Annotated in this window: 11 protein-coding genes; 9 read left to right on the plus strand and 2 right to left on the minus strand. The window is 33.7% G+C overall.

Features of this window, described 5'->3' with window-relative positions:
* Positions 1–49 precede the first annotated feature (49 nt).
* The 5 genes from BLV91_RS15435 to argH all read left to right on the plus strand — a co-directional run bounded on the left by BLV91_RS15435 (position 50) and on the right by argH (position 5,038).
* Positions 50–433 (plus strand): GxxExxY protein, encoded by a 384-nt coding sequence (locus BLV91_RS15435; protein WP_091434900.1) that lies wholly within the window; start codon positions 50–52, stop codon positions 431–433.
* Between the two features lie 149 nt (positions 434–582).
* On the plus strand, positions 583–1,530 hold the full coding sequence (locus tag BLV91_RS15440; RefSeq protein WP_091434902.1) for an N-acetylornithine carbamoyltransferase: 948 nt from the start codon (positions 583–585) through the stop codon (positions 1,528–1,530).
* Positions 1,520–2,305, plus strand: a complete 786-nt coding sequence (argB, locus tag BLV91_RS15445) for an acetylglutamate kinase (protein ID WP_091434904.1) — start codon at positions 1,520–1,522, stop codon at positions 2,303–2,305. Before BLV91_RS15440 ends, argB begins: the two co-directional genes overlap by 11 nt.
* A gap of 150 nt (positions 2,306–2,455) precedes the next feature.
* Entirely contained in the window at positions 2,456–3,526 is a 1,071-nt protein-coding gene (locus BLV91_RS15450) for a M20 family metallo-hydrolase (protein ID WP_091434906.1), read from the plus strand.
* A 231-nt stretch (positions 3,527–3,757) separates the two neighbouring features.
* Positions 3,758–5,038, plus strand: coding sequence for an argininosuccinate lyase (argH, locus tag BLV91_RS15455; RefSeq protein ID WP_091434908.1), 1,281 nt, complete (start codon positions 3,758–3,760; stop codon positions 5,036–5,038).
* Between the two features lie 148 nt (positions 5,039–5,186).
* Here argH and BLV91_RS15460 read toward each other — a convergent pair whose 3' ends face one another.
* Entirely contained in the window at positions 5,187–5,480 is a 294-nt protein-coding gene (locus BLV91_RS15460) for a thioredoxin family protein (protein WP_091434909.1), read from the minus strand.
* 272 nt (positions 5,481–5,752) lie between these two features.
* Between BLV91_RS15460 and BLV91_RS15465 the strand changes: the two genes are divergently transcribed.
* Positions 5,753–6,751, plus strand: a complete 999-nt coding sequence (locus BLV91_RS15465) for a DUF2157 domain-containing protein (RefSeq protein ID WP_091434911.1) — start codon at positions 5,753–5,755, stop codon at positions 6,749–6,751.
* On the plus strand, positions 6,735–7,895 hold the full coding sequence (locus BLV91_RS15470; protein ID WP_091434913.1) for a hypothetical protein: 1,161 nt from the start codon (positions 6,735–6,737) through the stop codon (positions 7,893–7,895). Before BLV91_RS15465 ends, BLV91_RS15470 begins: the two co-directional genes overlap by 17 nt.
* Positions 7,896–7,970: 75 nt before the next feature.
* Here BLV91_RS15470 and ytxJ read toward each other — a convergent pair whose 3' ends face one another.
* Positions 7,971–8,360 (minus strand): bacillithiol system redox-active protein YtxJ, encoded by a 390-nt coding sequence (gene ytxJ / locus BLV91_RS15475; protein ID WP_091434915.1) that lies wholly within the window; start codon positions 8,358–8,360, stop codon positions 7,971–7,973.
* Positions 8,361–8,505: 145 nt separating this feature from the next.
* Here ytxJ and clpB point away from each other — a divergent pair, with 145 nt between their 5' ends.
* Both clpB and BLV91_RS15485 read left to right on the plus strand, forming a co-directional pair.
* Positions 8,506–11,112 carry an ATP-dependent chaperone ClpB gene (gene clpB, locus BLV91_RS15480; RefSeq protein ID WP_091434916.1) on the plus strand — a complete coding sequence of 869 codons (2,607 nt, stop codon included), beginning with the start codon at positions 8,506–8,508 and terminating at the stop codon, positions 11,110–11,112.
* 1,072 nt (positions 11,113–12,184) lie between these two features.
* Positions 12,185–13,456 (plus strand): hybrid sensor histidine kinase/response regulator, encoded by a 1,272-nt coding sequence (locus tag BLV91_RS15485; protein WP_175514025.1) that lies wholly within the window; start codon positions 12,185–12,187, stop codon positions 13,454–13,456.
* Positions 13,457–13,615: the final 159 nt, after the last annotated feature.

Here is a 13,615-nt window from a genome sequence, read left to right on the forward strand (position 1 = left end):
GACACTGATTCGCAAAAGCGAAAACGCTGATAAAAACTGATTTTAAAATATGGAATTACTACATCAAAAATTAACAGATGCTATTATTAAAACTTTTTACGAGGTTTATAATGAATTAGGGTATGGTTTTTTGGAAAAAGTGTATCAAAATTCCATGTATTTAGAATTGAAAAATAAAGGTTATCAGGTTGAAGCACAAAAGATGATAAAAGTGTACTACAAAGGAGCCGAAGTTGGTGAATATTATGCCGATTTAATCGTAGAAAACTTAATCATCCTTGAATTAAAAGCTGCTGATTCGATAGTTAAAGATTTTGAGAACCAAATACTAAATTATCTAAGAAGCACCGATTGTGAAGTTGGCTTACTTCTCAATTTTGGTAAACGGCCCGAGTTTAAAAGAAAAATATTTGAAAACAATCGAAAAAAATAAATCCCTTTTCGCCACACTCTAAAATACATAAAACAAGTAAAAAACCCGCTTTTATCAGCGTCTAAACTATAAAACAATTACAAAATCTGCTCTTATCCGTGGCTTCGCGATAGCGAATCCGTTTAATCAGCGTACAAATTACATACAGTATGAACTACATCTCAGTACAAAATATCGATTCCCTTTCTGAATGGGTGAAACAAGCATTAAAAATTAAAAAGAAGCCACTTAAAAATAAAAAACTAGGTAAAAACAAGACCTTAGGGATGCTATTTTTCAATCCAAGTCTAAGAACACGTTTGAGTACTCAAAAAGCCGCTTTAAACTTAGGAATGAATGTCATGGTGATGAACTTCACTAATGAAGGTTGGACTTTGGAATTTGAAGATGGTGCTATAATGGACCAAGGCGCTTCTGAACATATCAAAGAAGCTGCTGAAGTAGTGTCTCAATACTGTGATATTATTGCGGTAAGGGCGTTTGCTGGATTGGTCGATAAAGACAAAGACAATGCCGAAACGGTTTTGGCAGGTTTTCTGAAGTTTGCAACTGTACCAGTTGTCAATATGGAAGGCTGTACGGGACATCCACTGCAAGCACTTGCTGACGCGATTACCATGCAAGAGCACAAAACAGAACACAGACCAAAAGTTGTTTTATCATGGGCACCACACCCTAAAGCTTTACCTCAGGCTGTAGCCAATTCCTTTGTGTCAATGATGCAGTTACAAGATGCTGACTTTGTTATTACTCATCCTGAAGGCTATGAATTAAATCCTGAAATCACAAAGAACTCTGTAATTGAATACGATCAAAATAAAGCTTTTGAAAACGCTGATTTTATCTATACTAAAAACTGGAGTAATTATACTGATTACGGAAAAATAACCAATTCAGACCCCAATTGGACAGTAACAGCAGAGAAAATGACACTTACAAATAATGCTAAATTCATGCATTGTTTACCCGTTAGACGTAATGTAGTTGTTGCTGACGAAGTGCTTGACAGTGAAAATTCAATTGTTATCGAACAGGCAAACAACAGAACCTATGCAGCACAGTTGGTATTGCAAAAAATATTAGAAAATGGACATTAAGAAAACCATCACAATAGTAAAGATTGGAGGGAACATAATTGATGATGTTTCGGAATTAAAGCAATTCTTATCTGATTTTTCAAAAATAGAAGGCGCTAAAGTATTAGTTCATGGTGGTGGAAAATCTGCTACTAAAATGGCAAAAAGTATTGGTCTAGTTCCTCAAATGATTGATGGCCGACGTATTACTGATGCTGCTATGCTTAAAGTCGTAGTAATGATTTACGCAGGACAAATCAATAAAGATATCGTAGCTCAATTGCAAGCTAATAATACTAATGCAATGGGATTTTCTGGTGCAGATGGGAATCTAATCCAATCTGAAAAAAGAAACCATCCTACCATAGATTATGGTTTTGTGGGTGATGTCCAAGGCGTAAACACTCCCCTATTAGAAACTTTAATTTCAAACGGGATTGTTCCAGTATTTTGTGCCATAACGCATGATAAACAAGGACAATTATTGAATACAAATGCAGATACGATTGCCAGCGAGTTGGCGATAGCCTTGTCGGAGGTTTTTGAAGTGACCTTAAACTATTGCTTTGAAAAACCGGGCGTATTGTTTGATGCCGATGATAATTCTTCGGTAATCGAAAACATCAATCCAGAATTATATGCCAAATTAAAAGCAGAGAAAGCAATTCATTCTGGTATGATTCCTAAACTAGACAATTGCTTCAATAGCTTGTCTAAAGGAGTTCAAAAAATAAAAATAGGTCACCACAGAATGTTGCAGGACAAGACAGAAATTTATACGAACATAGAATTATAAATTAGACGATTGAAAATTGAACCATTTAGATATTTAGATATTTAGAACATTAAGCTTAATTCTCTAAATTTTCTAAATGGTTGAATAAAAAAGGAAAATATGTTGGATTAGTTGAAAATTCAAATTCAGTATTCGTCCCAATAAAAAAATATGAAAAACATAGAAACACTTACTCAGGAAGCCATCGCATTATTAAAAAACTTGATTGAAACACCGTCTTTTTCTAGCGAAGAAGAACAAACGGCCGCTTTAATCGAAAAATGGTTTGTAGTAAACGAGATTCCTTTCGAGAGAGAAAACAATAATATCTGGGCTTACAATTTACATTTTGACAAATCAAAACCCACCCTTTTACTGAATTCTCATCACGATACCGTAAGGCCAAATCAAGCCTATACTAAAGATCCTTTTAAAGCGATTGTCGAAGACGGTAAATTATACGGCTTAGGAAGCAATGATGCTGGAGGATGTCTAGTATCACTTTTGGCTACATTTGTGCATTTCTATGCTTCAGAAAACTTACCTTATAACATTGTAATTGTTGCATCGGCAGAGGAAGAAAGCAGTGGAAAAAAAGGCTTGAACAGCGTATTAAAAAGCTTACCCGAATTAGAGTGTGCTATCGTTGGCGAACCTACCTTAATGCAATTGGCTATAGCTGAAAAAGGACTTTTAGTACTTGATGTCAAAATAAAAGGAACGCCAAGTCATGCCGCACATCAAAATGACGACAATGCCATTTACAAAACAATTCCTGTGATGGAATGGTTCAAAAACTATAATTACGAGAAAGTATCAGAGCAATTAGGCCCTGTAAAAATGACCGTAACCCAAATTAATGCCGGAAAACAACACAATGTAGTGCCGTCTGAATGTGATTTAGTGGTTGACATTCGTGTCAACGATTGTTACACGAATCAAGAAATACTACAAACCGTTAAAGAAAACGTTGCTGCCGAAGTGACTCCACGTTCTATGAACTTAAGCGCCTCTTCCATTCCCGCAACGCATGGTTTAGTGCAGGCAGGGATTGCCTTGGGAAGAACAACTTACGGCTCTCCTACCCTTTCTGATCAGTCCGTTTTGAGTTGTAAATCACTTAAATTAGGACCTGGAGACACTTTGCGCTCACACTCTGCTGACGAATTTATATATTTGAACGAAATCGAGGAAGGAATCCAACTGTATATCAAAATACTTGGTGATTTTTTAAAGCAATAAAATAATTAGGAGCTAATCCTGCTATCCGCTATATCTTTCCCTGCTTAAAGAAAGCAGGAAAAGTATGCCGCTACTATCAGGGCTAAAAATAAGTGCAGACAATAAAATAGTCTACAAAAAGACAAACTCCGCAACTCTCTGAGGAACGTTTGAGTACCTCTGCGAAACAAAAGAATAATAGTTAAGCTTCAACCAAAAAATTGAAACTTTAAACCTGAAACAAAAAAAATTATGAAACTTTGGGAAAAAGGAATACCTACTGACAAACAAATTGAACAATTCACCGTTGGAAACGACAGAGAATTGGATTTAGTTTTAGCTAAATACGATGCATTAGGTTCAATTGCTCATGCTAAAATGTTAGGGAACATAGGTTTATTAACTACTACCGAAACTGATTCTTTAGTATTTGCTTTAAACGAAATCATTGCTGATGTCGAAAAAGGAAACTTCGTAATTGAAGATACTTTTGAAGATGTACATTCGAAAATCGAATATATGTTAACGGTAAAACTAGGTGATGCGGGTAAAAAGATTCACACCGCACGCTCTCGTAACGACCAGGTTTTAGTTGATGTAAATTTGTATTTAAAAGACGTAGTAAAAGAACTTAAAGAGCAAGTAAAAACGCTTTTTGATTTGCTAATGGAATCAGCAGAGAAACATCAAAATGTATTGTTACCAGGATATACGCATTTACAAATTGCCATGCCTTCATCGTTCGGAATGTGGTTTTCAGCTTATGCAGAAACTTTAATCGACGATATCACCATGTTGAATGCTGCCTTGAAAGTCGTGGATCAAAACCCATTAGGTTCCGCTGCAGGTTACGGAAGTTCATTCCCAATTGACAGAACGTTCACTACAAAAGAATTGGGTTTCGAAACCTTAAAATTCAATTCGGTAGCAGCACAAATGAGCCGTGGAAAATCGGAGAAAACATTGGCTTTTGCCATGAGTAGTGTCGCCGCTACTCTAGCTAAATTCTCTATGGATGTGTGCTTGTACATGAGTCAGAACTTCGATTTTATTACCTTACCAGCACATCTTACAACGGGATCGAGCATCATGCCGCACAAGAAAAACCCAGATGTTTTTGAGTTAATTCGTGGTAAATGCAACAAAATTCAAGCCTTGCCATACGAAATAACATTGATTACTAATAACCTTCCAAGTGGTTACCACAGGGATTTACAATTATTGAAAGAAGGATTGTTTCCAGCTATTCAAAACCTGAAAGCCTGTTTAGATATTTCCATATTTTCGATCAAAGACATTAAAGTAAAAGATAATATTTTAAACGATCCCAAATACAATTACTTGTTTACTGTAGACACATTAAACGAAATGGTGGTTGCGGGAATGCCTTTTAGAGATGCTTATAAAGCCGTTGCTGAGCAATTGGAAAACGGAACATTCGAATCTCCAAAACAAACAAAACATACGCACGAAGGAAGCATCAATAACTTGTGCCTAAATGAGATAAAAAAGAAGATGAATGCTTCTTATTAATTCAAAACTAAAAAATGCGCTATCAAAATTAGCGCATTTTTTTTATTTTACATTTAAAATAAAAGCTATATCTTTAAAATACAGATCCAAAAGATAAAATTAAACTTCATTAAGTTTTAATGTAATCATCACTTTGAAAATTATTTAATCAAATCATACAACGATTAATTTCTTCAAAAGTTTGTTCTAAAGAAAAAACACCTGCTTTTCTGAGAACCTCTTTTCCATTTTTAAAAAATAAAAGAACAGGAGCAGAAAAAACCATCAACTCTCCTCTAAGCATTGGAAAATCTTCTAATTTTATTTTGCTATACGCTAAATCGGGGAAATTACTCTGGATCCATGGCTTTAAACGCTGGTCCAATGCGCCACAGACTGAACATCGTTCGGTACTGATTAGTATCAAAATAGAAGAATAGTTGTCAATTTCAGACTTTGTCATTATTTTTATTATAAAGATAATACTTTTCAAATAAATCCAATATGTAATGCCACTAGAGACGAACGAACTATTAATAATTTGCATTTAGAGGAAATTAAAGGAAAAACAAATCTTCCTTAGTAAAGTACAAGCCTCCTTTTAAAGTCATAACGCGCTGTCAATCACAGTGTGTTTTTTATATCTATTTTAAATCTAAAAAACCAATACGATACAAAACCTTAGGAACTGTAGGAATAATGTATATTTGATAATAGCAATGCTAACACTACAATATGAAAAGATTTGAAGAAAACAGTACTAATAGACTTTTTGAGAAAAGCTTAATCGATAGAGAGCAAATGGATCAGATTTCAGAGTATCGTGCCTTAAATGTCTTCTCAGTGCATACAGAGCTTAAATTATTCTTATATCTTTCTGTTTTATTGTTTACCTCTGGTATAGGCATCTTAATTTACGAAAATATTGATAGCATTGGCCATATTGCCATTCTTAGCCTATTACTAATCGTCACTATAATCTGTTATTATTTCAGTTTTAAAAATGCCGTAGGATTTAAAAAACAGCAAACTAGTTTTGAAAACCCCTTATTTGACTATCTCATTCTTGCAGCCATACTTTTGAGTTGCATTTTTATTGGTTATTTACAGTTTCAATACACTGCTTTTGGGACCCATTATGGTTTAGCCACCTTAATTCCCACGGTAATTGCTTTATTTTGCGCCTACTATTTTGATAATAAAAGTATCTTATCAATCGCAATAACTGGGCTCGCAGCCTATATCGGATTATCAGTAAGTCCGCAAGCGTTGCTAGATAATAATTTTCAGCAATCAGATTCCTTAAGTTACTCTGCCATTGCTTTGGGTATTGTATTAATTGTTTGGTCCATTTACAGCACAAAAATTGAACTAAAAAAACACTTCAACTTAGTCTTCTTGACTTTTGCTTTACACCTTATCAATATTTCCTGTATCAATAACTTATTTGAACCTTATTGGGGAGTATTTATTATTCTATTAGCGGTTTCCAGCTATTACTTTTATACGGTAAGCTATAGCATTAAATCAGTATCCTTATTTGTGTTCACTATTTTATATGCTTATTTTGGACTTAATTTCCTTTTATTCAAAATCATTGATTTAATTGACATTCAAGATCTAATGATACTATTCTCTTTTTTAGTGCCCTTTTATTTTATTGCTTCTATAATTTTATTTATCCGTCTCATTAAAAAATTCAATAAAAACAAAACCGATGATTGCACACGATAAAACAGAATTAGAAAATATAACGCTACTTGAAGAAGCTAAATCATTAAACGAAGCTGGTTTTATAAATAAGAAACAGTTTGAAGTAATTTCAAAGCAACTGATTGTTCCTAAAAGTCATAATAACCTATTAATTAGAGCTGCCTTTTTCTTATTAGGTGTTTTTTTATATTCCTCGATTTGCGGTTTCTTCAGTCTAATTAGTGTAGACTTAATTGATGATAACTTTAAAGTTCTAATTTTTCTTTATGCTCTTGTTGGTTTTATAGGAGCAGAATTCTTAACCAAGCAAAAGTTTTATGGTCATGGATTAGATGATGCTTTTATATTGGGGGCCCAATTAACTTTGGCTATAGCGATAGGAGTTTATACTGATGGAAACGGATTACTAATTGCCGTAACAATAATGGTTACTTCACTATTAAGTTATCTTCGCTATGTGCATTTATCAATGGCATTGTTGTTTTGTTTGGCTGCCACTGCTAGTCTGGTTTATACGATGTTTGAGTTAGGCGATATTGGGAAAAACATTTTACCGTTTGTATTGATGTTATTTTCGGTAGCTGTTTATTTTTACAGTAAAACAGTTCTAAAAAATTTAAAAACAGCTTTTTATCACAAGGGGATTTTGCTAGCTAATAGTTTTAGTCTTATTCTGTTTTATCTTTCGGGAAATTATCTTGTAGTACGGGAACTTTCTGTTGCATTATTGGGTGCGCAGATTAATCCAAATAGTGACATTTCGTTTGCCTATTTCTTTTACGCTTTCACGTTTATTGTTCCTGTAGGCTTTCTAGTTTACTCTTTATTAAAAAAAGACCGTATTATGCTTTGGATTGGTGCATTGGCAATGGCGTTCTCCATTTATAGTGTTCGTTATTACTATGCTGTTTTACCCATTGAGACTTTCTTGACTATAGCAGGATTACTGCTATTTGCTTTTACATTTTTTGCCATAAAAAAATTAAAGCATAATAAAACGGGAATTACGTTCCGACCAGATCGATTTACAAATGCCAATGCTTTTATGAATGCCGAAGCATTAATCGCATCTCAGCTTGGCCTAAAACCAGAAACTATTCAAGAATCTGATATGGAATTTGGCGGTGGAGGTTTTAGTGGTGGAGGTTCGGGAGGAGAATTTTAAAAATAAGAAGGCCACGAATTCACAAATTGATATTATCTCATATGTTAATTCGTGGCCTTATTTAAACCTATTCAACTATACTTTAGTCTTCAAAACTCCTGCATCAATATCACTATGAGAAGCATTATAAATCGCTTTTCCGTCCTTAATTACTATTAATTGAGGTGATTGATGCTGCACTCCAAAACGATTCGAAATTTCGTTAGAAACTTCACGATACGCTATTAAATCTAAAAAATAAGGTGTAACTTTATCTGAGAAGTCAAATTCATTTTCAAATTGTTTCAATGCCATTCTGCTAATACTGCAACGAGTACTGTGCTTAAAAATGGCAACTGGAGTATCGTTTGAAAGCGTAATGATTTCATTCAACTGTCCCAAATCAGTTAAGTTATTCCAGTCCATTTTAGGAGTAGAATCATTTTGGTTCTCTGAACCACTAAAAATATTTTTAAAAAAACTCATGTTTTGTCGTTAATTAAGTCATTTTGACTAGTTTATATGATAATAATCATGTTTTATACGCCATTTTGTCCGTAGTATTGTATTGGAATACAACTTGATTACTAAGCAGCAAAGTTACCTAAATAACTCCATAAATTAAACGATCATGAATATAAATAAATTTACTATAAAATCACAGGAAGCCATACAGCTATCGCAACAATTAGCTCAGGGTTTTGGTCAACAACAAATAGAAAACGAACATATTTTTAAAGCCATCTTTGATGTCGACGAAAATGTAGCTCCTTTCATTTTAAAGAAATTGAATGTTAACGTGCCTTTATTTCTTCAAATTTTAGATAGTACTATTCAGAGCTTTCCAAAAGTTTCGGGTGGTGAGATAATGCTTTCCAGAACGGCAAACTCTGCCTTGAATGAAGCGGAAATTATTGCCAAGAAAATGAATGATGAATTCGTTTCTATTGAGCATTTAATATTAGCCATTTTTGGATCTAAAAGTAAAGTGGCACAAATATTAAAAGACCAAGGTGTTACTGAAAAGGGACTAAAAGCCGCTATTGAAGAATTGAGAAAAGGAGAAAGAGTAACCTCAGCCTCTGCTGAAGAAACATACAACTCATTAAATAAATATGCAAAAAACCTTAATGAATTAGCCAAAAATGGAAAATTAGATCCTGTAATTGGTCGTGATGAGGAAATTAGACGTGTATTACAAATATTGACTCGTAGAACAAAAAATAACCCAATGCTTGTAGGAGAACCCGGAGTGGGTAAAACTGCGATTGCCGAAGGTTTAGCACACAGGATTGTCGATGGAGATGTACCTGATAATTTGAAAAATAAAATCGTTTTTTCACTTGATATGGGAGCGCTTATCGCCGGAGCAAAATTCAAAGGAGAATTTGAAGAGCGTTTAAAAGCTGTTGTAAAAGAGGTGACTGCAGCCGAAGGAGATATTGTGCTTTTTATTGACGAAATCCACACCTTAGTTGGTGCTGGTGGTGGTGAAGGTGCGATGGATGCAGCAAATATTCTGAAACCAGCTTTGGCTCGTGGAGAATTGAGAGCCATTGGTGCAACTACCTTAGACGAATATCAAAAATATTTTGAAAAAGACAAAGCACTAGAAAGACGATTCCAAAAAATTATAATCGAAGAACCAGATACTGAAAGTGCCATTTCCATTTTACGTGGTATCAAGGATAAATACGAGACACACCATAAAGTACAGATAAAAGACGAAGCAATTATAGCTGCAGTTGAACTATCACAACGCTATATTACCAACCGATTCCTTCCAGACAAAGCTATTGATTTGATGGACGAAGCGGCTTCTAAAATCCGTATGGAAATCAATTCAAAACCAGAAGAATTGGATGTTTTGGACAGAAAGGTAATGCAACTAGAAATTGAAATCGAAGCTATCAAAAGAGAAAAAGACGAAAGCAAGCTCAAAATATTGGGAATGGAATTAGCTAATCTCAAAGAAGATCGAAATAAGATTTATGCCAAATGGAAATCAGAGAAAGATGTAGTTGATAACATTCAATCCATAAAAACTGAAATTGAAGATTACAAATATGAAGCGGAGCGTGCAGAGCGCGAAGGCGATTATGGTAAAGTGGCTGAGATTCGTTACGGAAAAATCAAGGAAGCTCAAGAGCGCCTAGACGTTCTACATGAAGAATTAGTCGAAAATCAATCTGACGGAAGCTCCTTGATCAAAGAGGAAGTTACAAGAGAAGATATTGCCGAAGTAGTAGCTAAATGGACCGGAATACCCGTTATGAAAATGTTACAAGGTGAACGTGAAAAACTATTGCATCTGGAGGAAGAGCTACATCAACGTGTAGTGGGTCAAGAAGAAGCAATCGAAGCGGTAAGTGATGCGGTTCGCCGTAGCCGTGCCGGACTACAAGACATGAAGAAACCAGTGGGAACATTCCTTTTCCTTGGAACAACAGGAGTTGGAAAAACGGAATTGGCGAAAGCCTTGGCCGAATATCTATTTGACGATGAAAATGCCATGACTCGTATTGATATGAGCGAATACCAAGAACGCCATAGCGTAAGTAGATTGGTGGGAGCACCTCCAGGATATGTGGGATATGACGAAGGTGGTCAATTGACTGAGGCCGTGCGCAGAAAACCGTATTCTGTGATATTGCTGGATGAGATTGAAAAAGCACATCCAGATACTTTTAACATCCTATTGCAAGTTTTGGATGAAGGAAGATTGACGGACAATAAAGGACGTCTTGCCGACTTCAAGAACACCATTATCATTATGACATCTAATATGGGAAGCCATATTATTCAGGAAAAATTTGAAAATCTCAAAGGAAGTATGGAAGCTGCTACCGAAGCTGCAAAAGTAGAAGTCCTTGGTTTATTGAAACAAACGGTGCGTCCTGAATTCATAAACCGTATCGATGAAATCGTGATGTTCACTCCGTTAAGCAGCGAGAATATCACTAAAATCGTAAGCTTACAACTGAAATCTGTGACTAAAATGTTGGCTCTTCAAGGTATTACTATGGACGCCACTCCAGACGCTATCGCCTATTTAGCCGAGAAAGGATTTGATCCACAATTTGGAGCCAGACCAGTAAAACGAGTAATACAAAGAGACGTGCTTAACAAGTTATCTAAAGAGATTCTGGCTGGCAATATTGCCACAGAAAGTATCATCCTTTTGGATGCTTTTGATGGAGAGTTAGTCTTCAGAAACCAAACCGAATTAGTAGAATAAATATTTATAGTTTTTTTGTAGTAAGAAAGCACCAGCCGAAAGGTTGGTGTTTTTTTTTTGTTCCTTTTTTAAGGAGCACATTAAATTATTTTTTCATCCACTTCCCTCCCGCTGTCCACAGTATCTTTTGTGCTGAACCCCAGCACAAAAAGGATACACGCTCCCATTGGGGCTAGACCACAACTATTTGTTTTTCAAAGGTTAAGTGCACATTTAGAAAAGCCAATTGTATATTATATCAGTGATTTCTTTTGTAATTATCAATTTTTAAAAACCTACTCCGAACCAGTATGAAATTTATCTGAACGCATCATAAAATATTAATTCTATGAGTAATTCAATTTTAAAACAGTCATACTTAGGCTATATCTTTTTTGAAATTCTTAATATTTTTTTATTTTATTAAATATTTTATATACTTTTAGAGCTTTGCAATAAATTGAGCTAAAACTATAAATATCAAATAAATACTGAACTCACATTTTAAATCATTAATAAAGTCTTTCAATTTTACAAGTGTTATTTAATACTCTAATAAGGATTCTAAATATAAAAAAAACTACAAAATCTATTAATTAACTCTTTTTAAATGGCCGGCACCCCATCCTCTGCAACTAATCGAAGAATCTATAAATTTAGCAAACTTGACAATTTTAGTTTTAATTTTTTTTCGTTACAATCTTTTATTGTAACGTCATTTCTTTTTTATTTAGAATTAACCTATGTTGCCTGGGGAAGTATTCCAATATTTCTGTTGTTTTTATATTTTTCGAATTCTAAAAAATATAGTTTTAGTCAAAAAGCTATTGCAGCATCTTTACTCTTAATAATCTATTTCACCTTTTCTTTCGCCTTGTATGGAAAAACATTCAATTTTATTGTCCTTTTATATATTATTCCTATCGTTTTATTAATAATAATTAGGTACCATAAGTTGATGTTTAATTTAATCTTACTCATTATTACAACAGTCTCAACTACTATCTATTTTGATTTTTTTGGGTTTGATTATGGTAACAAAATTTACTATGAAAAGAATATTTACAATATATTTTTTTACTTTATTGTAATAATGATTTTGATTTATTTGATTGTATTACTCACTGCAAGGACCAACCTAGTCAAGTATATTATTGAAGACTTAAAAACTAAAAATAATGAATTAGAAGAATCTCGAATAGAGTTAAGGAAATTACAAATCAATAAAGAATCTTTTTTCGCCATAATGAGTCATGAAATTAGAACACCTTTAAATGCCATAAAAGGAATTTCTGATATTTTAAAAAACAATATACAAAGTGAAGAAGATCAAAATCTTTTAGAACTAATGGACTATTCTTCAAATCATCTATTAGCACTAGTAAATAATATATTAGATTTCACAAAATTAAACGACGGTGTATTCTCATTACAATACTCGGAATTCAACTTAGGTAAATCCCTAAATTCATTATTCAAAATGAATGAAAGATTAGCTTTAGAAAAGGGATTGAAATTTGAAATTCAAACCTCTACTGACATACCTCATTATGTTTATGGTGATAAAAATAGAATCAATCAAATTGTTTTAAATCTATTAAATAATGCAATTGAATATACAAAAATAGGCACAGTAAAAATGCTTGTAACTGGCAATTATAACAGCGATATTAAAAAAGAATTCCTACTTCAAATAACCATCTCTGACACAGGTAAAGGAATAGACAAAGAATTAGGTGAAAAACTTTTTCAAAAATACGCTACTTCAAACACATCAAAGAATAGCGTGGGACTAGGGCTAACAATTTCAAAGGGACTAATTGATTTAATGAATGGCTCTATATCATTTGATTCTGAACCAAATGAGGGTACTACATTCCACATTACTATCCCACTACCAATCGTAGAAAATAACTCCACGAATTCAGATAATGTCGATAATAACTTTAAAGACACCGCAATAAAAATTCTTTTAGTTGATGACAATAAAATCAATTTATTAGTTTTAGAGAAACAGTTAAAAAACAAACTGAAAAACAGCCAACTTACTACTGCAAATAATGGGTTAGAAGCGTTAAACTTGATAAAAGAACATCAATACGATATTGTACTAATGGATGTAATTATGCCGATAATGGATGGTAAAACCGCGACAAAGCACGTAAGAAATTTAACTGATGACAGCAAAAAAAATATTCCAATAATTGCTTTAACTGCGAATGTTGGGGAAAAAGAATTGACAGAATGTTTAAATGCTGGAATGACTGATTTCGTAACAAAACCATTTGAAGTTAATGCTTTATTAAAAATAATTTCTAAAAATTACAAGCCTGAAGAACAGCATAATCACTCGGTGTTGTCCTGATTCTTTCGTTACTATTAAACCAATTACTGCTTATCATACACTTCGTTGTTTGTAATTAGGTGTATTTTGAATATTTATACAATCAAAGTTTAAAGGATGAAAGATAAGCAATACACTTAAAGGCTTGCCTCAACAGTAACAAAACGTCTTGATACACTT

Source organism: Flavobacterium degerlachei (assembly GCF_900106645.1).
Lineage (GTDB): Bacteria > Bacteroidota > Bacteroidia > Flavobacteriales > Flavobacteriaceae > Flavobacterium > Flavobacterium degerlachei.